Origin of the sequence: Marinicella rhabdoformis (genome assembly GCF_009671245.1) — a bacterium.
Lineage (GTDB): Bacteria > Pseudomonadota > Gammaproteobacteria > Xanthomonadales > Marinicellaceae > Marinicella > Marinicella rhabdoformis.
This window is the reverse complement of sequence record NZ_VTFS01000001.1, coordinates 1281729-1303592: the sequence shown is the minus strand read 5'-3', so window position 1 is coordinate 1303592 and position 21864 is coordinate 1281729. Positions and strand designations below refer to the sequence as shown.

The following is a 21864-nucleotide window of genomic DNA, read 5'->3' as shown; positions in this document are numbered from 1 at the left end:
TTGATTTTAAGGTATAGTTTTATGGTTATTTATTTAATGTTTTAGGGTATGAAGTGGAGTTAATCATGACAAACAGAAGCAGAAACATCATTGCCTTGGTGGTAGGCATTTCCATAGGTATGGCAGTCAATATGGGCATCATCATGTCCAGTGGTATGCTGATTCCGCCACCTGAAGGTGTCGATGTCATGGATGCGGCCAGCATCAAAGCAAATTTACATTTATTCGAGCCCAAGCATTTCATCATGCCATTTTTAGCCCACGCGTTAGGTACCTTGGTGGGCGCATTGGTGGCTGTGATGATGTCTGTTAATAACCACAAAAAACTGGCATTGTATGTTGGTTTGTTTTTCTTGGCAGGTGGTGTGGCGGCCAGTGCGATGATTCCAGCACCTGTGTGGTTTATCGCTTTGGATTTGGTTGTGGCGTACCTACCCATGGCTTGGTTGGCTTCAAAAATCAAAAAATAAAACTGTAATCAGCACATAAAAAAACGCCGCTGTAATAAACAGCGGCGTTTTTATTTAAGTTTATTTTAAATGATTGAATCAGAAGGCTGGACATGTGGGTGGCACAGGGTCACCTTCAAAGCCGTTAGCAAAGATAAAATCTTCAAAGCCATTCTTAAAAATCAAATCAGCTACAGTGGCACCAAAGGCATGGCGCAGCATGTCGAAAGGTAAGCTGCTGCCGTCACCGTGAGGAAAGTCTGCAACTGGTGTTGCCAGTGGGTTGATGTCACCGTTGCTGGTATCTATCCAAACACCGGTGTTAGCGTCGGCAAACAAAGCCACCAGTTTGTTCTGTTGTGAAAACATCAGGCTGGTTAATCGTCTGGTACCATTACCGGCATCGGCATATTCGGTACAACTGGCCTCCATGGGGTTGGCGTCTGGGTCAACTTCAATCAAAACATCTTTGTCACTGTAAGTTTGTGAGTCGTAAGCATAGAAATGGCCATTACTCGGGCTGACAGCAAAATCATGAATGCCTCGATCCATAATGGTTGTACCTGATGCATCTGTAACTGCCAAACAAGCATCAACAGCCGCATCATGGTTACCATTGGCGATAAAGTCAGACACAACACAATCTGAAAATGCATTGGTTTGATTTCTGAATTCGTTAACCACTGCTGCACAAACTGGGTCAGAACTGTCATCCACATCCGTCCAAACGGCATTCAGGTTGTTGGCACCATTATTTGCAGCAATCAGAGTCGCTGATGGTACATGTCCAATGACAATTTGAGGTGCTTGATAGTTTACGTCACCGGTACCGGCCATGATGTTGGCGCTTGATTCATAGTTGGTTCGATAAGCGAGCATAAACATGTCACCTGCTTGGTTGAACGTAGAAGCTGAATGAACAATGGGAACCACTTGGTGGACATTTGGATCACCAGTGGCTGTTTCAGTTGGTGGAGAAATGAAGCCTATGTTTTGGTAGCCACCATCATTACCAATACGATAAACATCAACCTCATCAGCTTTCATGATGTCACCGGGTTGGCCGGGGGCTGGGAATGGAAAAGTCATTTCCAAGTGTGTGCCTATACCGCGGTTATCGGTAGGTGACATACCGTATAAAAATTTATCAACTGGGCTTAAACCCAAGCCATTAATAGGGTTATCTAAGACGCCACAATTGTCCAAGGTGCCGAGCACTTGTTGGTCCGTTAAATTGGTGCATTGCGAAGTTAAGGTGTTGTCACCCATGGCATCACTACCAATGGTGTAGGCGCGATTTAAAAAATCTTGGAAAGAGGTGCTGTTGTTAGGTGTGCATACAGGACCGCCTGCTAATGATTGAGCACAATAAAGGCTCAACGAGCCACACAGGATCATTATTGGTTTTTTCATAAACTCCCACTTTGTTGATTGGTTCGGTAAGTTACTGTAAATGAATTTTGTGACTGCTGTCACAATTAATGTCGTCATGATGCAAAAAAAGTATATGTAAATGCCTTGTGTGAGATTTTGAAGGTGAAATGTCTTTATGCTGACAAAAATTGCCATGTTAAAATTTGTTTTTTTAATTGGATTTAGTTATGCCCACAACAAACACCATCAACAGCCACTGGTTAAAAGATTACACCTTCATCAGCAGCAACAGTGTTGGCCAGAGTATCATCACAGATTCTGCCACAGAAAAAGACGGCAGCACCTGTGCACCTTCACCTATGGATGTGGTATTGATGGGCTTGGCGGGTTGTGCTGGTATTGATGTGAAACTGATTCTGACCAAATCTAAACAGCAGTTCACTGACATTAAAGTAACCACAGAAGCACAGCGCCGCGATGAAATCCCTAGAATTTATACCGACATTAATTTACATTTCAGAGTTGCAGGTAAAGAACTGGAAGAAAAGCATGTGGCGCGAGCCATTCAATTGTCTGCTGAGAAATACTGTTCAGTATCTCACATGTTACAAGGTACAGTAAATGTAACCCACAGTTATGAAATAGTTGGCATTGAGGAATAAACAGTGGATGCTTTAATCATCAGTATGTATGCAGCTCCCGTGGTGTTTGGCATCTATGGTTGGTATGAATACAAACGCTAAAAAGCCCGTAAGTTAAAGTTGATACAAAAGCGACTGGCAATTTTGAAAAAGAAAAATTCAAGCCCCAATGATGAGGCTTGAATTATGGCAAATTTACTTGTTTTCAGTAAATTGTAATTTCGCCAACTTGGCATAAAGCGGGCTGGAACGAACCAAATCATCATGGGTGCCTTGTGCCACAATGCGCCCTTTATCCATCACCACAATATTGTCTGCTTGACGAATGGTTGCCAATCGGTGCGCAATAACCAAAGTGGTGCGGTTCTTCATGATGCGATTCAAAGCATCTTGGACTAAACGCTCACTTTCTGCGTCCAAAGCACTGGTGGCTTCATCTAACAACAAAACAGGCGGTTCTGTAACAACGGCACGGGCAATTGACAATCGTTGTGCCTGACCACCAGATAAACGCACACCACGTTCGCCTAAATAAGTTTCATACTGTTTATCTAAGCCTTGAATGAATTCATCGGCGTGGGCTAATGATGCGGCTTTTTGAATTTGTTCTTGCGTAGCATCAGGTTCACCGTAGGCAATGTTGTCGGCTGCTGAATTTGAAAATATGGTCACGTTTTGTGCCACCAATGAGAATTGTTTTCTCAAGTCAGCTAAGACAAAATTTTTGATGTTTTGCCCATCAATCATCACTTCGCCTTGCTGTGGTTCATAAAAACGCATCAACAATTGAAACAAAGTGGATTTGCCTGCACCCGATGGTCCAACAAGGGCAATGGTTTTACCAGCAGGAACTTCTAAATTGATGTCAGTTAAAATGTTTAAATCAGGCCTGCTTGGGTAAGCAAAATTGACGTTTCTAAGGGTCACATTGCCAATGATAGGAATGGTAAGGGCTTTGGCATCAGGAGAGTCAATGATGTCAGATTCTGTGTTCATCAATTCGATGATGCGCTCTAGGGCGCCAGCGGCTTTTTTCAGTTCACTCCAAACCGTGGTCAAAGCGCCTGTAGAGGTGGCGACCATGATGGCATACATGACGAATTGACTTAATGTTCCTGCAGTCATGGTGCCGTTGATGACGTCTGTTGCACCCAGCCAAAGCACAGAAATAATACCGCCAAAAATCACAAAACCTACTAAAATAGACATGGTTGTGGTCATTCGAATCGAATCAACAGAAGCTTTAAAGGCTTTGTTTATAGCGCCTTGGAATGCAGTGTTTTCACGACCTTCTTGTGCATAGGCTTGTACTGTATGTATGGCATTGATGGTTTCTGTGGCCATGGCAGAGGAATCGGCGATACGGTCTTGTTCAATCTTTGACAGTTTTTGGATTTTTTTACCAACGACAGCAATCGGAATGATCACCAAAGGAATCATCAAAGCAATCAAACCTGCTAATTTAGGGCTGGAAACCACCATCATGATGGCCGCACCCAAAAAAGTCACGGCGCTGCGCAAAGCAATTGAAAATGTGCTGCCTACGACTGTTTCAACCAAAGTGGTATCGGTGTTGATTCGTGACAAAATTTCACCGGTCTTAGTGCTTTCAAAGAAATGTGCTGACTGTTTCATCACCTGTGCATAGACCTTCTTTCTCAAGTCGGTGACTACTTTTTGGCCAATCCAAGAAACCCAGTAATAGCGCAATGAGGTGAACAAAATCATCAATGAGGAAACCACCAACACGACGATAAAATAATTAGATAAAGTGTCTTTGTTTTCAGCAGAAAACCCCAAATCTATCATTTGCTTAAAGGCAGCAGGGATGGCTAAATTCGCTGCTGCACCCAGCGCCAGCAGTACCAAGGCCAAAATGATGTGCTTTTTATAAGGTTTGACCAAGGGGCCAACCAACTTCAAATGGCCAATGTCGCCTTTTGCAGGTTCTTTTTGTTCTGTTGCTGTCATATTTTATTCAGTTGTTACATCATTTCTTGAAAACAGAAATGTGTGTCATAATTTGTGGGCAGGTAAATGTTGTGCTATTTTAACCTGAAAGATAACAACAAACCCAACCCAATTGGAGCCGAACATGTCAGTTAACAAAACCCAAGCCACTGAAGCCAGTGTGGTGTCTTTTATCACAGCCGTTAAACCGGACCAGAAACGCCAAGATGCCTTTGAACTTTTAAAACTGATGGAAGATGTGTCTGGGTATAAAGCCAAAATGTGGGGTGATTCTATTGTTGGACTGGGGGAATATCATTATAAATACGACAGTGGCAGAGAAGGTGACTTTATGCGTTTGGGTTTTTCACCAAGGAAAACCAAGTTTTCTTTGTACATCATGTCGGGATTTGATGAGTACGAAGAACTGTTGGCTGAATTAGGCAAGCATAAATTAGGCAAATCATGCCTTTATATCAATAAACTCAGTGATGTAAAAACAGATGTTTTGAAAAAAATCATTCAAGCCTCTCTGGATTATATGCAGGAAAAATACCCCGAATAAAAAATAAAAACCATGAAAACATTACCCCACACAACTTTTGGTGCCGACCACACCAAACCCACTTTGTATTTTGGCCATGCAAATGCCTATCCGCCAGATGCGTATCGACAATTGATAGCGCCCATGTTGGATGAACATCAAGTGGTGAGTTATTTACAACGCGGTTTGTGGCAACCTTCACCACACATCAACAGCATCAAATCATGGCATGATTTGGCCGATGATGTGATTCGTTTTTTTGATCAACAGCGTTTGAAAAACATCATTGGTGTAGGCCATTCCTTGGGCGCAGTGACCAGTTTTTTGGCAGCCCAAAAGCGTCCAGACTTATTCAAAGCCTTGGTGATGATTGAGCCGGTCGTTTTTTCTCGCGCCTTTTGCGGATTGAACGCCTTGATGCCGAAGTATTTAAAGAAAAAAGTCCCCATCATCAACAAAGCCTTAAACCGACCTGATGAGTGGCAAAACAAGAAGCAAGCTTTTGCCTTCCACCGCCGCGCGCGAGCGTTTAAGCGTGTTTCTGATGCAGTTTTGTGGGATTTTATAGAACACGGCGTGGTGCCAAAGGGCAATCACTTGACATTGCGCTATCCTAAAATTTGGGAAGCCAAATGTTATGCCAGCGTGACCTATTTCAGAAACCAATTATTGACGTCGAAATTGCCCATTTTGGCTTTTCGTGGTGCACACACCGACACTGTGCCGGCAGATTTTTGGCAAAAATGGCAAAGTAATCCAAACCACCAACTGGTAGAATGCGCCGACGCCAGCCACCTGTTGCCGCTTGAGCGACCAAAATGGTTGACACCACAAATCAAACAATTCATCGAATTGCAAAATCAAAAACATCAACATGCTGCCTGAAACCACACAAAGTACTGACATACTACTGACCACATTGAACAGCAAGTACATCCATTCGTCTTTCAGTTTGCGTTACTTGTATGCCAACCTGGGCGAATGGCAAAGTCGTGCAGCAGTTATTGAGTTCACCATTCATGACCGTGCCACCGACATGGCAGAGAAGTTGTTGGCTTATCAGCCTAAAGTGATAGGTTTCAGTGTTTATATATGGAATGTGGTCGAAACCACCGAGTTGGTCAAATTGATCAAAACCATCGCACCAGAAATCAAAGTGGTCTTGGGTGGCCCTGAAGTCAGTCATTTGCCCGATCAGCCTGAAGTTGTGGATTTGGCCGATTATGTGGTGCAGGGTGCCGGCGAGCACAGCTTCAAACAGTTGTGTGGAGAATTATTGAACAATGAAGTGTCTGATTATTCACACATCAATCGACACATCAAAGGCATAGCCAAACCTTTGGAAGAACTGAACATGCCATACGCGTATTATTCAGATGATGACATCAAAAACCGCATTGTTTATGTTGAAGCATCGCGTGGTTGTCCTTTTAAGTGTGAGTTTTGTTTGTCGTCTTTAGACCGCACTTCTAAAACTTTCACCCTTGACCGTTTCTTAGATGAAATGGACAAGATGTATCAAAAAGGAGCGAGGAACTTCAAGTTCATTGACCGCACCTTCAACTTAAAGATGGCCCATTCTTCAGCCATATTACAGTTTTTTCTTGATCGCATGGACGGCAAGTTAACAGTGCATTTTGAGGTCATACCAGATCGTTTGCCTGAAAAGTTACGCCAGTTGTTGGTGAAATTTCCAGCGCAAAGTTTGCAGTTTGAAATTGGGGTTCAAACTTTTGATCCCGAAATCCAAACCCTGATCAGTCGCAAGCAAGACAACGACAAGACCAAAGAAAACCTACTCTGGTTACGTGAAAACACATTGGCACATATTCATGCCGATTTGATATTCGGTTTGCCGGGTGACTCTTTGGCTAATTTTGCCTGCAGCTTTGATCAACTGTTGGCATTGAAGCCGCAAGAAATACAGCTGGGCATTTTGAAGCGTTTGCGTGGTGCGCCGATTAACCGCCATACCCGCGATTACCAAATGCGTTACAACCCAGCGCCACCTTACACCATACTGTCCACAGCAACCATCAGCTTCCAAGACTTGCAAAAAGTCAATCGATTTGCTCGCTACTGGGACATGTTTGGTAACTCAGGTCGTTTTAGCAGCACCTTGCCGATGCTCATGGCAGATGCGCCTTTTGAACGATTCATGCAGTTTTCAGAAACCTTGTACGCGACAGAAAAAAGCACCTGGAAAATATCCCTGCGCCGCCAGTTTGTGCTGCTTTATCGGATATTAACTGAACACTTGGGACTTGATGCCGAACAGATTTTTGAAGCCTTACAAAAAGACTTTGACCGCAGTGGAGAAAAAGGCCATTTATTCGCGGTACTCAACCGTCAAAAACCCGATAAAGGCATGCGACACAACAAGCGCCAGGCCCAGCATGTTTAGGTGTCTTTCAGCCACTTCTTTTGCTTCGCAAAAACCGTAACTTCAAGACTTGTTTTATGAGCCAGCTCTGATTCGCTTCGCGAACCAACCGCTGCCATTTGTAGAATCTCTCGACCACTTCTTGGCCTACATGGATGTAGGTCTGTCTCGTTAGCAGGGAGCGGAAGAGGCCTGCTTCGCAAAAACCGTAATCTCAAGATGTATTTAATGAATTTTCTCTGATTCGCTCTGCTCACGGCCTTACGGCCTTCGCCGCAATGACGGGTTGGAAGTGGGTTTTGGCCTTGCTTACAGTCACCCTCGCGAAGGCGGGGGTCTCGTTTGCGAAGCAAACAACGCGCAGCGTTTTGTGGATATTTGATCAGGTCATGGTATGCTTTTGTTAAAAATCACTTTTAAAAATGAACCACAAATCAACAATCCAAATCAGACACTCAGAACCTGAGGACATACCCGCCATCAAAGCGCTTTATGCAGAACCTTCTTGTTACGCTGGCACCTTGCAACAGCCATTCGCATCAGAACAAATGTGGCAAAACAGGCTCAAAGAGCCGCAAGCCAACTTCATCAGCTTGGTGGCCATTGGTGGATATGAAGATGGTGAAGAATTGTTAGGTCAATTGGGCATGGAAATTTTCACTCACCCAAGGCGCAAACACGTGGCCAACATGGGTATGGCGGTTTCAGAACAGCACAGAAACCAAGGTGTGGCTCGTACTTTGTTGGCGTCAGCCATAGACACAGCCGAAAATTGGCAGGCAGTGACGCGCATTGAACTGGAAGTGTATACCGACAATCCTGCAGCCTTGAAACTCTATCAAAACCATGGGTTTGAAATTGAAGGCAGAGCGAAAAATTACGCTTATCGAAGTGGAGAATATGTGGACGTATATTTGATGGCACGAATCACATAAATATAAGCCGTGTTGATGTGTTTATTTTGACCAAAAGTTCTTTGTGATAAGCAAAGGTGCTTAAAAATACCGGCACTTCAATTGTAAACAAATGTGATAGAATAAATAAGCCAAATTGCTTGGTGGTGGCTTTTCGACTCGAAAAACACATTTTTTTATAAACAAAACTGGGAGAAAATCATGAAAGTTGCAGCAGGAGTAATCCTAATCATCGCCGCATTATTTAACTTATTTGCAGGACTGGCATATTTAGGTGGTGGTGCAGCCACTTCGGGCTTGTCAGGCGCTGTGAATTCGGAATATGTACAACAAAATGAAATGACATCAGAGCAACGTGCAGAATTAGATCGCGTTACGAAAGAAGTTGGTTCAAGTGGCATGGGTTTCATGGCCTTTGGCGTCTACCTTTTAGTCAGTGTGGGTATATTGATTGCCGGTGCTGTGTTCTTGTTCACCAACAAAAAGCCGCAATTCATCATGATAGCTGGCGGTATGGCCATTTTAGGCGAAGTCATTGGCATATTGATAACAGCGTTTGGAATCACTAATATTGTAGGTATCGTTGGTGGTGTGTTGGCCATTATATGTGCAAAATCAATGGGCGGTGGTGCCGAACAGCCGATAGAAACGGCAGAATAAAACACAAGATTTAAAAAAATAACAGGAGCGATTTTTCGCTCCTTTTTTCGATACAGTTCATGAACATTCGTTTTCACACATTAAAAACAATCATTTCACATGATTTAACCTATGCTTTTCGCAGTGCCAGAGGCGTTTTATTTCTGGTTTTTTTTGCTGTGTTTTGGTTGTGGGTATTTTCTAAATTCCACTTAATCAACCCCCAGTGGTTGAAAAACCCTGAGGGCACCATGTTGATGTCATGGCTGTTTGACCAGCAAACAGCACGGTCGTTGTTTGCTAACCGTGACCCCAGTTTTTCTGTTTTTTATCTGGTGGCAATGAACACCGCACCCTTGTTTGTGCTGTTCGCAGCCAGTGATCAAACAGCCAATGACATAGGCAGTAAGTACTTGCGATTTTTATTGCCCAGGTGTCACCGCAATGAAATCTATCTGGGTCGATTTATTGGCTGTGCGTTGTTGGTTTGGTTGGCATACTTTGTGATTTCTATAATCGCTGTACTGTGGGTGTCTGTGGTAAATGAAGTTAATGTGATGTCTTTGCTATCAGATTGGTTGTGGGTGTACTTGTCATTGGCTTTGTATGTTTTGCCTTTCATTGCCATGATGTCTTTGTGTTCTGCCTTGGTGGGTTCAGCGGGTTTGTCGGCTTTGTTGGGGATCGGTTTTTATTTCATTATCACAGTGATTGTATCTGTGATTGGATTTCAATCTGAATCGATGTCAGATGTGGTGTCATATATTCTGCCTAATGCCAGCAAGCCTTGGTTATTGATTCTTGATTTACCTAATTGGTTGAAGGCTTTAGTGATGAATGCGATTTACGTGTTGATTTACGGTTGGGCCGGATGGGTTTTATTTTCAAGGAGAGACATATGAGTCAACAGTTAGCCATTTCAACCACAAAGTTGACGAAAAAGTTTGGCAGCCAATTGGCAGTTAAAAACATCAATTTATCCATCAAAAGCAACATCACAACGGGTTTAATTGGTCCCAATGGTGCCGGTAAAACCACATTGATGTCATTGATTTGTGGTTTTCTTAAACCCAGTACAGGTAATGTCACTGTTTTAGGTTGTCGGCCTGATGATATTCTATTAAAGGCGAGGTTTTCTATTTTGCCTCAAGATGCGCGGTTATTAAAATCTTTATCTATCAAAAAACAACTCAGCATGTTGGCTGAATTACAAGGTTTTGAACAAAAGCAAGCCAAAAATGAAGCATTGAAAGTGCTGCAAGATGTTGGCTTGTTAGAAGCACAAAACAAAACGCCAGAACAGTTAAGTCACGGCATGTTGAAGCGATGTGCTATCGCTCAGGCCATATTGGGCAGTCCTGAATTGATTTTATTGGATGAGCCAACGGCTGGCCTTGATCCCAGCACCACAGATGCCATCAAAGCGGTCATCAAGCGTTTACAAAACAAAGCCACCATCATCATCAGTTCTCACAACTTGGCGGTGATAGAAGACCTGTGTCAAGAAGTGGTGATATTGAATAAAGGTGAACTTCATGCCCACCAAACCATTGATACAATTGTTGTTCAACAAGAAGCTTTAACGATTAAGTTAACTGAACACCCTACCGAAGACCAGATTCAGAAGCTCAATGAAACACCTTGGGTCAAGCGCATCAAAGTGGGTCAACCTGGTAGTTGCTTGCTGGTCTTATATTACGACCCATCAGACACTGAAGGCATTGAAATTAAAGCTTTGACTTTGTTGAAATCTGTTAACTTGGTTTACAAAGAATTTACCAAAGGCGAGCGTTTACAGGAGTACATGACCGATCAGTTCAAATGACGGATTTATGTTGTTTTAATAACTCAGGCTCTACAGGTTTATTGAGTAACAGCTCTTTTCCTGACTGCATGTCGCCATCTACTTGTTCACGTAGTCGTTGGCGGTCTCTTTTTCTGATGTCATCCACATGCGCAATGGCGTCATCTTCAGTTACCCCTAAACCACGCAAGGCCACTTGACTTAAATGTAAAGCCGACTCAAAGGTTTCGCGCACAGAATATTCAATGTCTTTGGCATACATTTCTATCGAGTGACGGCGATCATAAGAACGGGCATAGATGGCCACTTTGGGTTTTTCGGCTATGATGGTGTCAATGATTGTTGTGGTGACTGAGGGTTTGTCTGTGGCCACGATCACGGCTTGGACATTATTGATGCCAGCTGCGCGTAAGATGTCGCGCCGACACCCGTCACCAAAATGGACTCGAAAACCAAATTTTTTGGCTTCTTGTACACGCTTGGCATCATTGTCCAAAATGGTGATGCTCATGCCGTCGGCAAATAAGGGTTGTGAAACAATTTGACCAAAGCGACCGAAGCCAATAATCAAAACTTTTCCTAAGGCATCATCGAAGTTTTCTTCAATGTTCATTTCTTGATCTTTGTGTAACAACAAAGGCGTAATCATGCTGAACAAGGGAGACAAAACCATGGTCATAGAAGTGATGGCAATCAGCAAAGAAGCCAATGGTCCGTCAAGCAAAAATGCAGCGCTGGCTGCGGTGAATAAAACGAAACCAAATTCACCCAGTTGAGGCAAAGCCATGGCTGTTAGAACCGAGGTGTTGTGGCAATGGCCAGTCAATCTAGCCGCCAAATACAAAGCCAGTGCTTTGATCAACATAACCAAAGGGGCAATGAGAATGATGGTCAACCATTGGCTTTGCACCACCGAAAGGTCAACAGACAAACCAACAGCCATAAAAAACAAGCCCAAGAACAAACCTTTGAAGGGCTCAATATTGGCCTCCATTTCATGGCGATAGTTCGACTCTGCCAACATCACGCCTGCAATAAAGGCACCCATGGCATAGGACATGCCAGCAATGTCCATCAGCATCGCCGCGGCAATAACAATAGCCAAGGCACAGGCAGTCATGATTTCGTGTGACTTACTTTTTGCCAACCAGTTAAACAAAGGGTCGAGCGCAAATTTTCCAATTAAAATCAATAAAATGACCGCTGTTGCTGCAATGCCGACACTGACCAAGCTCTGTTGCATGGTCATAGATTCAGCACTGGGCGCCAATAAAGTGACCATCAACAACAAAGGCACAATGGCCAAGTCTTGAAACAACAAAATGCCAAATGCCTTGCGGCCATGAGCGCTCATGCGTTCGCCGTTTTCATCCAAGCTGCTCATCACAATGGCGGTAGAAGACAAGGCCATGCCCATGCCGATCACCAGGGCAGACTGCCAGGTCATACCAAAAGCCAAGGACAGGGCGGTCAAAACCAAGCCAGTAACGGCCATTTGTAGTAGACCCAGGCCAAAAATGTCTTTGCGCATTTGCCACAAGGTACTGGGATTCAATTCCAGTCCAATAACGAACAAGAACAACACGACGCCAAATTCTGAAAAATGGAGCAACTCCTGAGGGTGGTCAGCAAATTGTCCGGAATAAATCCAGTTAATCACCACACCAGCAATCAAGTAACCCAGCACAGTGCCCAAACCCAGTTTTTTAAACAAGGGCACAAAAAAACAGGCTGCGGTCAATAATGCCAAAGCTTGTAAAAAGAACAATTCAATGTGAGTAAAATCTAAGTGCATGGTTGCTTTCTCAATGAGTTATTGCATTATTTTATCAGAGCAGTGAGGCCTGGTCGGTATTTTTGCTGAAGGTCAAAGAATTACCGCCAAAACACACACTGAAGGTAAACTATGGGCATGATTATCGATAAAATCAACATCAAGGGTGTAGCCGTATGTGTGCTCAGAGAAGATTTGAACCATCACGTCGTGCAGGGCAATAAATTGCGCAAGTTGAAATACCACTTAATCGAAGCAAGGCATCAATCAACAAAATCGATAATTACTTTTGGAGGAGCCTATTCGAATCATTTGGTAGCGACCGCCTATGCTGCGCGAGAAACAGGTTTTAAATCTGTTGGTGTGGTGCGAGGAGAGGAATTAGAAAATAGACCAGATTTGTGGTCACACACATTACATGATGCGGCCAAATACGGTATGGACTTTCTTTTTGTCAGCCGCAGTGATTTTCGCCTCAAAGCCGATGCAGAAAAAGTGAAAAAGCTGTTGTCAAAAATCCAAAATCCATACCTCATTGCTGAAGGTGGCAGTGGTGAATTGGCGGTTAAAGGCGTGGCTGAGTTGGTAGATGAATTGGTGGATGAAAACATCAGCCCGAGTCATATTCTTTGTCCTGTAGGCACAGGCGGCACTTTGGCGGGCATCATATTAGGTGTAGCAAAGCATAAACTGCCAAGTCAAGTAATTGGAACAGTTGTATTGAAAGGTTTACATAGCGTAAAAAGTGATATAATTCAGTTGCTTGGTGAGGCGGACGAGAAAACAGATTGGTGTTTGTTGAGCAATTACCACTTTGGTGGCTATGCCAAATTCACACCAGAATTGGTTAAATTCAGCATTGAATTTGAACAAAAGCACCGCATTAAATTGGACAAAATATACAACTCAAAATCATTTTTTGCCTTGAATGATATGATTCAAAAAGGTGAAATCACAGCACAAGACCGACCTTTGATCATCCACACCGGTGGCTTGCAGGGCGGCACATATGGATCAGAACATTTATCATGAACAAAGAAAATAAAGCCATTAATCTAAGAGAGAAAGCCAGTTTATTCGATGACCGTTGGTCGCCAAAAGTGGTGGCTGAAATGAATGACTACCAATTCAAATTATCTAAATTGGAAGGTGAGTTTGATTGGCACAAACACGATGACACCGACGAAGCCTTTTTGATTCAAGAAGGTGAATTAACTATTGAGCTTCCTGATGGATCCGTACACTTGAAAGCAGGTGACATGTATGTCGTACCCAAAGGTGTGATGCACAAGCCAGTGGCAGAAAAAGTGTGTACGGTGATGATTGTTGAGCCCAGAGGTGTTATCAATACAGGCGAAGTCAACGAACGCACAGCTGAAAATGATGTCTGGATATAGTCGCTAATTAAATCATTGGGGTAAGGGCCACAGTCTGGCGTGCGGGTTGAGTTCTTTGGCTTTGCGCTTCCATGTCTGAATGCTTTCTGGCTCATGGTTATGTGGAATGCCTTTGTCTTGAGCTAATTTAGTCAGTGCTGCTTTGAGCAAATAAGCTTGGGCGGTGTGTGCATTTGCCACCAATGCTTTATCGGCACTGGCCAGTGCCATTTGGTAATGTGTTTTGTTTTCGGCATCAAGGTCTGTGGCCTGTATTTGTAAATAATGCCAATAAGACAATGCCACATGGGTTTCTGCATATTTGGCGTTCAAAGCCACACTTTCATCTATCAGTGTTTTGGCCAAAGCCATATCAGCAGTGACATCTTTTGATAAGGAGGATTTGACTTTCAGCATCAATATTTTACTTTTGCTTAAAGGCATCCAATAGTATTGTCTGCTCAAAGCCAAGGCCTCGTCTATGTGTTTTGATGCCGCTTCTATTGAACCTGAATCATCGAGTCCATGGTTGTAGCCAACTTCAGCTTCAAACCAATAGGTTTCAGCCAAGCCAGCAATGGCAAATATACTTTTGTTACCCAATTCAGTTTCAACACGGCTGTAATAATCTTTGGCATGATTAAGCCAAATTTGAGGGTCTCTTTTAAAGTCAAATTCAGAAAAGGCAGCCAATAAAGCGATGTAAGCAAAGTTATTATAGATATTGGCTGCATCTGATGTTTTGAATTGTGGGTGCTTTGTGGCTTGAGCGATTAAATCCAAAGCTTTCAATCCGGTTTCACTGACCTCCTCACCTTTCAACACTTGAAACTGTGACAATATATTGTAGGCATAAAGTTGATTGCCCGTTGTCGAAGTGATCAAAGCCGGGTTGAGTATGTTGACTTTGTCGTAGGCTGCCAGCGCTTGAGTGATTTCTTTTTCTGGATTAATTCCAGCTTCGAGTTTTTGGAGGGCGATTAAATCATAGACTATGCCTTGATTTGTCCATGCATCAGCACTTTCAGAAACAGCCAGTGAACGTTCGCCCCACTGTAATGATTGCTGAAAATAATCGTCTGGACGCTGTCCATGTGTCAGTAGCCATTGGCCATAGCGCCAGTTAATAGTGGCCAATTGACCCATGATAAATTGGTCATTCGGGTCTATGGTCAGGCCTTGTTGACACAAATCGATGGCTTCTTGGTAATGGTCTTTTACATCTGAGCTGTGGTGTTGATTGACTTTGAGTATATGGGAACCTAAGTAACAAAATTCGTAATAATTACCCATATAACTTCGAGCCAAGTCATTGGATTTTTTGAAGTGTTGCATGGATTGATCTAAAAATGTCAATGACGCTGCGTATTGTCCTTGGAAGTATGCTGCCAAACCTTGTTGTCTTTTAATGATGCCAGCCAAGTAAAACGGGGCATATTGACCTTCATCAGTTGATGTTTTTGTGACCACAGCTGCGATGGCTGCATCATATTCGCTGGCTATTATGTGGTTGGTTGCTTCCAAAAGTGGCAAAGCGGCGTGGTTTTTGAAATTGTGAATTTGATTGATTTCATTCAAAGCCAACTCAAGTTGCTTTTGGGCTTTTGATAATTGGCTGTTTTCTTGTTGAGCCAAAGAAGTGTCTTCAATGTTTTGTGACAATATTTGGAAATAATTTTGACTCAATGCCAACAGATACAAATGGGCCAGATCTCGATTTTCAGGCTGTAGTTCAAAGGCATCTTTAAGCTGTTCAATGGCTTGGCTGTAATTTCTGTTGAAATAGGCAAGCTGACCACTTAGGTAAAGTTTTTGGCTGTTACTGAGTGTGGTGTTGGACGCAATGGCAGTGCGGATGTCTTGTCCTTGTTCAGCAAGTGCTTTGTTTTTTATGGTGGTGTCGTGAGCAGGTAGCGTTTCAATTTTGCCTTGGCGTAAATGTAGGGAATCAATGCGGCTGTCAATGTGAGCAAAGGCCAAGGAAGCTTGGTATTTGTTCCAAAAATGCAGACCCAAAACGGCTGAGGCAGAAAGCAATATAATTAAGCCTGCTGTAAGCCAATGTTTGAACGAACTGGATTGTAATTTATTTAAATGCAGCTGTAATTGTTGGGCCGTTGGCCTGATTGAAGCATCTTTGGCCACACATTGGCTGATGATGCTTTTGAATGGCTTCTTGATGTCAGTGGGTACGTGAACCTGAGCTTCGGCCACCTGATTCATCAAAGATTCGGTGTCATGGTAACGGTAACAATCTTCCTTAGAAAGTACCTCAGACATGATGAGGCCAAAGGCATAAATGTCACTGAACAAGCCAATGGCATCACCATTGGCCTGTTCAGGGCTCATGTAACGTAGGGTACCGATTGGTGAATGGTCTTTGTTCAAGTCAGAAACAGATTGCGCGATGCCAAAATCCAAAACTTTCACCTGATGATCGGCTGTGATCATGATGTTATCAGGTTTCAGGTCGCGGTGAATGATGCCTTTTTCATGGGCGGCATGTAAGGCAGATGCCAGCGCTTCTAGCACTTTAAGGGCGTCTTTGGGTGGCAGATTTTGTTGGCTCAACATCTTGCCATCTATCCATTCAAGTACCAACAGATTACCTGAGTCAGATTCAATGTAATCATATATTTGGCAAATGGCCGGATGGTTAATTTGGGACAGGATTTGTGCTTCTTGCATGAAGCGTTGTTGGGTTGATGGGTTGGCTAAAAATTCAGGACGAATGGTTTTGATGGCCACATTGCGTTTCAGTGTTTCATCGTAACCTAAATAAACATTGCCCATGCCGCCTTTGCCAATCAATGACTTTATGGTGATGTGATTGATTTTGTGGCCAGGCTTTAAATCATTAAAAAGTACGGTATCCATGGCCACATCAGCGGCCGCGGTGTTGAGAACAAAAGAGGTGAGTTCGGTGTCATCATTGAGGATAAACGCCACTTTTTGACGCATTTCAGGGTCATTGATGCCTTCTAAAAAAGCAGTTCTGTCCTGCGTTTCCAGCAACAAAGCCTTTTTAATGATGTCGTTTTTATCCATGTCTGTTATTCAATTAATTACCTAATTCCAAGGCCAACCACTTTTTGGCCCGCTGCCAATGTCGTCTGACGGTGCGTTCGCTGATGTTCAAAGCTTCTGCGATTTCAGTTTCGGTGTAGCCAGCGAAATACTTACACTCAACAACCGAGGCCAAAGTGGGCTCTAAATCCATTAATTTATGTAAAGCCTCATCCACGGCGAGGATTTCTAAATGGTTATCGACCCAGGTTTTGGCTTGGTTGGATAATGTGGTCATCACCATGTCTTTGCCACGTTTGATGCTGTTTTTGGCTTTGATTTGATCAATGATAATTTGACGCATGGCGGTGGCTGAAATGGCCAGAAAATGCTGTCGGTTTTGGGCGTTCAAATTGTTCGATTTGTTGATTTTTAAGTACAGCTCATGAACCAATTCAGCGCCCATGCTGGTGTTTTGATTGTACTTATGCAACTGACTGTTGGCCATTTTGCACAGCTGATCATAAAGGCAATCAACCACTAGGTTGATGGCCGTTTTATCACCTTGCTGATAGGCCATTAAGTATTGAGTCACTTGTTGAATTTGTTGCATGTTATGATTTTAGCTCAAATACAGAACAGCGGCATCAGAAATGACAAACAACAGACAAAACATCACAAGTGGTTCACAGTTTGAAGAAAAAATAGGCTATTCACGCGCCGTGATATGCGGTGACTGGGTCTTTGTTTCAGGCACCACAGGCTATGATTACAGCAACATGAGCATCAGCGATGACGTGGTAGCGCAAACGTATCAATGCATTCAAAACATCGAATCAGCTTTAAAACAAGCCGGTGCCAGTTTGGATGATGTGGTGCGTGTTAATTACATCTACCCTAACAAAGCCGATTTTGAACCTTGTTGGCCCGTTTTAAGAAAAGCTTTTGCACAAGCCAAACCAGCTGCCACCATGATTGAAGCGGGATTACTCGATGAAAAGATGAAAGTAGAGATTGAAGTCACAGCGAGACAACCTGTATGAGTATTTCGCTGAACCTAGGTTGATATTATGTACAACAGTGCTCAGTTGAAAAACGCATAATAATTGTAGAATATGTTGCAAATGATCCGCTTTTGGAGCATATTAATATCAGCTCACACACACAATAATTGATTCCGCTTACTGTAAGTGGCATCTCGTGTGATGCTGTTTATATCTATTATTAATATTTAAGGGGAATTAAAATGAAAAAAATCAAATCAATCTTACTGCTTATAATCTTGTTGTCTTCACCGGGAGTGGTCTTTGCGGCCAGCGATGCATGTGTGTCTTTACTTGTGGGTGCAGGATACGCAGCTAAAATGCGGATTAAATCCGGTCACTTTAAGACAGACTGGTCATCCAGTTTTGCTATAGGTAAAACCAAATGCCAAAGTTTGAATGGTGTGCCTATTGGTGGGGAATACACCGTTGAAATCAAAGCCATTCTGGGGAAAAGTAAAGATTGTTCGCCCAGTATCACACACAGTGAAGGCAGTGGTTCTATTACTTTCCAAGCTTGGGGGACAACCCTCAGTCCGAAATGTAAGATGCCAAGTGCCGATGCAAAGCACCTTGATGAAGCCAATCATAAAGTGAATGCTGAAGGCGTTAAAGCCGCAGAATCACTCAAAGATAATTGATTTAGTGCTCACTAAGTCACCAGTTGAATCAATCAACTGGTGACTGGGCTGATTGGGCGCACTAGTGCAGTCTATTGGCTTGGTTATTGAGGCAATAAATTTTGAAAGAAACAGCGTATTATCTCGGATAATAGTGTTAACGACGCATTTGAGCTGTTTTAACTCATATTTGAAGAATAAAAACACATTAATTGTTTTAATAAAAATAAATAATCGAATTATCAAGCTAAAAATACCCTGAAATAGCCAGGTTATACTTTGTTAATTACTTATAATGTGTATTTAATAAATTGTTAGGCTAAAAAAGAGGACAACATGAGAATACTAGCCATCTCCGGAAGCGCCCGAGAAGCATCCACCAATACGGCTTTACTGAGGGCTATGAAGAGCCTCACTCCGGATGGCATCGAGTTGTCTGTTTTTCATAGGCTAGATTTGCTGCCCGTTTTTTCTCCAGACTCTGAAGATGAGGCAACACCAGTGGCGGTGCGCGAATTTATGGGAACGGTTTCTGCTGTGGACGGCATTATTATATCGAGTCCAGAGTACGTCCGATCCATTCCGGGTGGCCTCAAAAATGCCATTGATTGGATGGTTTCTCGTTTCGAAGTTATAGGCAAACCCATAGCTTTAGTACATGCTTCTCACCGTGGTGACGATATGCTCGCTTCTCTAAGGGTAGTGCTTTCCACAGTCAGCGATAATTTTCTGGAAGACATGTTTTTGCGTATCCCTCTTATCGGAAAGTCCCCAGAAGAAATCGAAGAATTCGTTGCGGTTCCGGAGTATGAGTCGCAAATTTCGACGTTTTTGAGCAAATTTGAAGCAGCGATCCAGAATAGTGGCGGCCAAGCCTAACAATCGGCTGCACGGCGACCGCTTTTCCGCCGCTTCGCGGCTCCAAACCGGCGCGTGAGCCGGGCGTTATGTTGTTCTAAAGCTATGAAGAAGTTTTTAATACTCTCACTTTTATTAAGTTGGAAAGCTATGGCAGGTTACAGTCTACATATTGAGCGTGAACAAAAAATATCAGAGTTAGAGTGGCTCACCATTTGTGAAAGAGATAACTCGTTAACTGTCCAAGACACTTTTGTTGCTAAAAATCCGAAAACAGGTGAGCTTATTGAAGTTGATACACCGAATAGCTGCGTTTGGACAACTCCAGTATTAAAAAAGAAATTCTACTTCACTTTCTCAAATGGCACTGTATCTTTCAGCTATGACAAATCCACAGTTAAAAAGGCTAAAAAAATAGCTGTATTACTAAACGCAAAGATAATAGGAGATGAAGGTGAGGAATACTGAAAAACATTACAAAACGTTTAAAAAGGACGCGCTTAAAATGGCGTGTTTCTACCAAACATTTAATGCGCGGCTATTAACGAGGCGTTCACACAAGCCGCTTTCGCGACTTGTGTAAGCATTTCAAAACCTTAAGCTTTCTTTTCAGCAATATACTCATCAACCAAGCGTTCAAGTATAGTCATGGGGACGGCGCCGTTTTTCAGTACCACGTCGTGGAATTCGCGGATGTCGTAGGCATCGCCTAATTCAGTTTCGGCTTTTTCGCGCAGTTCCATGATTTTCAACATGCCGACTTTATAGGCTAAGGCTTGTCCGGGCCAGACGATGTAGCGTTCGATTTCAGATTCAACATCGGTCATGGCCATGCCGGTGGTGGATGCCATGTAATCGATGGCTTGTTCTCTTGTCCAGCGTTTGTAGTGTATACCGGTATCTACGACCAAGCGCACGGCGCGCAGTAATTCGGCTTGTAAGCGGCCTAAGTTATTGAACGGCTCTTCTTGAAAACCTTGTTCCCAAGCCAGTCTTTCAGCATAAAGCGCCCAGCCTTCAGAATAAGCGGTGAAGCCGATGAAGTTCCTGAACATCGGTAAGCCTTCTAATTCGGTCTTGATGGCGATTTGGAAATGATGTCCAGGTACGGCTTCGTGGTAGGCCAATGTTTTCATGCCCCACTTGGGTGTGGCTTTGATGTCATATAAATTGGCGTAGAAAATACCGGGTCTGGACCCATCAGGCGAAGGTGCTGAGTATGAACCGCCTGAAGCTGTTTTTTGTCGGTATTCTGGGACGCGCTTGACCACCACGCCAGCTTTGGGGCGAACGGCGAAGACTTTCTCCATGTCGGCATCGATCTCATTGATCATGGTTTCATAGTCTTTGAGGATTTGTTCTCGGCCTGCGTCCGTGTCAGGATATAGGAACTCGGGATCTTCATTCAAAGCCAACATGCGTTCACCGACAGTGCCTTCAGTTCGACCCTGTTCGTTTAATATACCATCCATTTCGCCGACGATGCGCTCAACTTCTGACAAACCAACAGCATGCAACTCAGCGGCAGTGTAGTCTGTGGTGGTCATGGCTTTGATGCGACTTTGGTAATAAGCCTCGCCATCAGGCAGTTTCCAAACGCCAGCATCATCTGTGGCGACTGTTTTTAGTTCATTAAACAAGGCCAAATAACGGTCATAAGCAGGCAAGACAACGTCATTCATGTGATCCAGCATTTGGGCTTTCAAAGCATCTTTTTCGTTGGATTCCACTTCAGTCAAAGCATCGACTTTTTTATTGAAGTCAACCACCAAAGGGTGCTCGTTAACCGCAGGATCGCGTAAGTTATGCAGGTTTTCGATGATTTTAGTGATGACAAAGCGTGGCGGTAAAATGCCCATTTCTTTTTCTTTTTTGACATAAGCCAAGGTGTTGTCAAACTTGTTGCCGATTTGAGAAACGCGCGACAAGTAGTCTTCGGCATCACCTTGGTCTTCAATTTCATGTGTGCTGGTCATGAAGTTAACCACCGATTGGTAACTGCCGCCGCGTTGTGTCACGCTGTAGCCATGGTACTTGTATTTCAAACCAGATAAAGAATCTTCAAGGAAGAATTTCAAGATGTCATATGACAAAGCGGTTTGGCCAGTTAAGTCTTCGCGATCATAGGCCAGTAATTGCTGATAATCTTTTTGTAGCAGCGCCAAACTTTCTTCATCAGCGGCGAAGGAATTATCGTCTAGTTGATCATTCTTGAAACCCATGCCAATACTGGTTAATGTTTCGGGGCTGTTCCAGGCAAACTCTAAAAAGATTTTGTCGTAGAAATGGTTGATAGAGAACGGTCTGAACCAAATCAGGTTGACCAAAAAGACCACCAATACCAACAGCGCCAATTGAATGCTGCGTTTGATGAATTTCCAAAGTTTTGACATAGTGAAAAAGTCCTTATATGGGGTTAAAAAGTGAGAAACGGTCGAATGGGTTTATAGTTACATGGGTTATTGGTTTTCTGACATTATAACAATTAA

Annotated in this window: 21 protein-coding genes; 15 read left to right on the top strand and 6 right to left on the bottom strand. The window is 43.2% G+C overall.

Annotated features, from left to right (window positions below; all coding sequences use genetic code 11):
• The first annotated feature begins 65 nt into the window (after nucleotides 1-65).
• Entirely contained in the window at nucleotides 66-470 is a 405-nt protein-coding gene (locus FET73_RS05735) for a hypothetical protein (protein ID WP_154222942.1), read from the top strand.
• 78 nt (nucleotides 471-548) lie between these two features.
• Here the strand turns inward: FET73_RS05735 and FET73_RS05730 are convergent, their stop codons facing one another.
• Complete coding sequence (locus FET73_RS05730; protein WP_154222941.1) at nucleotides 549-1862, bottom strand: hypothetical protein; 1314 nt, start codon at nucleotides 1860-1862, stop codon at nucleotides 549-551.
• 188 nt (nucleotides 1863-2050) lie between these two features.
• Here FET73_RS05730 and FET73_RS05725 point away from each other — a divergent pair, with 188 nt between their 5' ends.
• Complete coding sequence (locus FET73_RS05725) at nucleotides 2051-2485, top strand: OsmC family protein (RefSeq protein WP_154222940.1); 435 nt, start codon at nucleotides 2051-2053, stop codon at nucleotides 2483-2485.
• 174 nt (nucleotides 2486-2659) lie between these two features.
• Here the strand turns inward: FET73_RS05725 and FET73_RS05720 are convergent, their stop codons facing one another.
• Entirely contained in the window at nucleotides 2660-4435 is a 1776-nt protein-coding gene (locus tag FET73_RS05720; protein ID WP_154222939.1) for an ABC transporter transmembrane domain-containing protein, read from the bottom strand.
• A gap of 124 nt (nucleotides 4436-4559) precedes the next feature.
• Between FET73_RS05720 and FET73_RS05715 the strand changes: the two genes are divergently transcribed.
• The 7 genes from FET73_RS05715 (at nucleotide 4560) to FET73_RS05685 (ending at nucleotide 10719) form a co-directional block, all read left to right on the top strand.
• The gene (locus FET73_RS05715) at nucleotides 4560-4979 is read left to right on the top strand and encodes a DUF1801 domain-containing protein (protein WP_154222938.1); all 420 of its coding nucleotides are present in this window, start codon (nucleotides 4560-4562) and stop codon (nucleotides 4977-4979) included.
• Nucleotides 4980-4991: 12 nt separating this feature from the next.
• Nucleotides 4992-5843 (top strand): alpha/beta fold hydrolase, encoded by an 852-nt coding sequence (locus FET73_RS05710; protein WP_154222937.1) that lies wholly within the window; start codon nucleotides 4992-4994, stop codon nucleotides 5841-5843.
• The gene (locus FET73_RS05705) at nucleotides 5833-7362 is read left to right on the top strand and encodes a B12-binding domain-containing radical SAM protein (protein ID WP_154222936.1); all 1530 of its coding nucleotides are present in this window, start codon (nucleotides 5833-5835) and stop codon (nucleotides 7360-7362) included. Before FET73_RS05710 ends, FET73_RS05705 begins: the two co-directional genes overlap by 11 nt.
• A 401-nt stretch (nucleotides 7363-7763) precedes the next feature.
• Nucleotides 7764-8276 carry a GNAT family N-acetyltransferase gene (locus tag FET73_RS05700; RefSeq protein WP_154222935.1) on the top strand — a complete coding sequence of 171 codons (513 nt, stop codon included), beginning with the start codon at nucleotides 7764-7766 and terminating at the stop codon, nucleotides 8274-8276.
• 180 nt (nucleotides 8277-8456) lie between these two features.
• Nucleotides 8457-8915, top strand: a complete 459-nt coding sequence (locus FET73_RS05695; RefSeq protein ID WP_154222934.1) for a lysis system spanin subunit — start codon at nucleotides 8457-8459, stop codon at nucleotides 8913-8915.
• Nucleotides 8916-8974: 59 nt separating this feature from the next.
• A complete protein-coding gene (locus FET73_RS05690; protein WP_154222933.1) occupies nucleotides 8975-9796 on the top strand; it encodes an ABC transporter permease in 822 nt (273 codons plus the stop codon).
• Complete coding sequence (locus tag FET73_RS05685) at nucleotides 9793-10719, top strand: ABC transporter ATP-binding protein (RefSeq protein WP_179952117.1); 927 nt, start codon at nucleotides 9793-9795, stop codon at nucleotides 10717-10719. The genes FET73_RS05690 and FET73_RS05685 overlap by 4 nt, the downstream gene beginning before the upstream one ends.
• Here FET73_RS05685 and FET73_RS05680 read toward each other — a convergent pair.
• Complete coding sequence (locus FET73_RS05680) at nucleotides 10712-12493, bottom strand: monovalent cation:proton antiporter-2 (CPA2) family protein (RefSeq protein ID WP_154222931.1); 1782 nt, start codon at nucleotides 12491-12493, stop codon at nucleotides 10712-10714. The genes FET73_RS05685 and FET73_RS05680 overlap by 8 nt on opposite strands.
• Nucleotides 12494-12604: 111 nt before the next feature.
• Between FET73_RS05680 and FET73_RS05675 the strand changes: the two genes are divergently transcribed.
• Together FET73_RS05675 and FET73_RS05670 are read left to right on the top strand one after the other, a co-directional pair.
• Complete coding sequence (locus tag FET73_RS05675) at nucleotides 12605-13504, top strand: 1-aminocyclopropane-1-carboxylate deaminase/D-cysteine desulfhydrase (protein ID WP_154222930.1); 900 nt, start codon at nucleotides 12605-12607, stop codon at nucleotides 13502-13504.
• Nucleotides 13501-13869, top strand: coding sequence for a cupin domain-containing protein (locus FET73_RS05670; protein ID WP_154222929.1), 369 nt, complete (start codon nucleotides 13501-13503; stop codon nucleotides 13867-13869). Before FET73_RS05675 ends, FET73_RS05670 begins: the two co-directional genes overlap by 4 nt.
• Nucleotides 13870-13881: 12 nt before the next feature.
• On the opposite strand, the gene FET73_RS05665 is transcribed toward FET73_RS05670, so the two are convergent.
• Both FET73_RS05665 and FET73_RS05660 read right to left on the bottom strand, forming a co-directional pair.
• On the bottom strand, nucleotides 13882-16896 hold the full coding sequence (locus FET73_RS05665; protein ID WP_154222928.1) for a serine/threonine-protein kinase: 3015 nt from the start codon (nucleotides 16894-16896) through the stop codon (nucleotides 13882-13884).
• A gap of 13 nt (nucleotides 16897-16909) precedes the next feature.
• Nucleotides 16910-17467 carry an ECF-type sigma factor gene (locus FET73_RS05660; protein ID WP_154222927.1) on the bottom strand — a complete coding sequence of 186 codons (558 nt, stop codon included), beginning with the start codon at nucleotides 17465-17467 and terminating at the stop codon, nucleotides 16910-16912.
• 40 nt (nucleotides 17468-17507) lie between these two features.
• On the opposite strand from FET73_RS05660, the gene FET73_RS05655 reads away from it, so the two are divergent.
• The 4 genes from FET73_RS05655 to FET73_RS05640 all read left to right on the top strand — a co-directional run bounded on the left by FET73_RS05655 (nucleotide 17508) and on the right by FET73_RS05640 (nucleotide 19843).
• A complete protein-coding gene (locus FET73_RS05655) occupies nucleotides 17508-17897 on the top strand; it encodes a RidA family protein (protein ID WP_154222926.1) in 390 nt (129 codons plus the stop codon).
• A gap of 203 nt (nucleotides 17898-18100) precedes the next feature.
• The gene (locus tag FET73_RS05650) at nucleotides 18101-18538 is read left to right on the top strand and encodes a hypothetical protein (protein WP_154222925.1); all 438 of its coding nucleotides are present in this window, start codon (nucleotides 18101-18103) and stop codon (nucleotides 18536-18538) included.
• A 315-nt stretch (nucleotides 18539-18853) separates the two neighbouring features.
• Complete coding sequence (locus FET73_RS05645) at nucleotides 18854-19396, top strand: NADPH-dependent FMN reductase (RefSeq protein ID WP_154222924.1); 543 nt, start codon at nucleotides 18854-18856, stop codon at nucleotides 19394-19396.
• An 84-nt stretch (nucleotides 19397-19480) separates the two neighbouring features.
• Nucleotides 19481-19843 (top strand): hypothetical protein, encoded by a 363-nt coding sequence (locus FET73_RS05640; protein ID WP_218944269.1) that lies wholly within the window; start codon nucleotides 19481-19483, stop codon nucleotides 19841-19843.
• Nucleotides 19844-19971: 128 nt separating this feature from the next.
• On the opposite strand, the gene FET73_RS05635 is transcribed toward FET73_RS05640, so the two are convergent.
• On the bottom strand, nucleotides 19972-21768 hold the full coding sequence (locus FET73_RS05635; RefSeq protein WP_154222923.1) for a DUF885 domain-containing protein: 1797 nt from the start codon (nucleotides 21766-21768) through the stop codon (nucleotides 19972-19974).
• Nucleotides 21769-21864 lie beyond the last annotated feature (96 nt).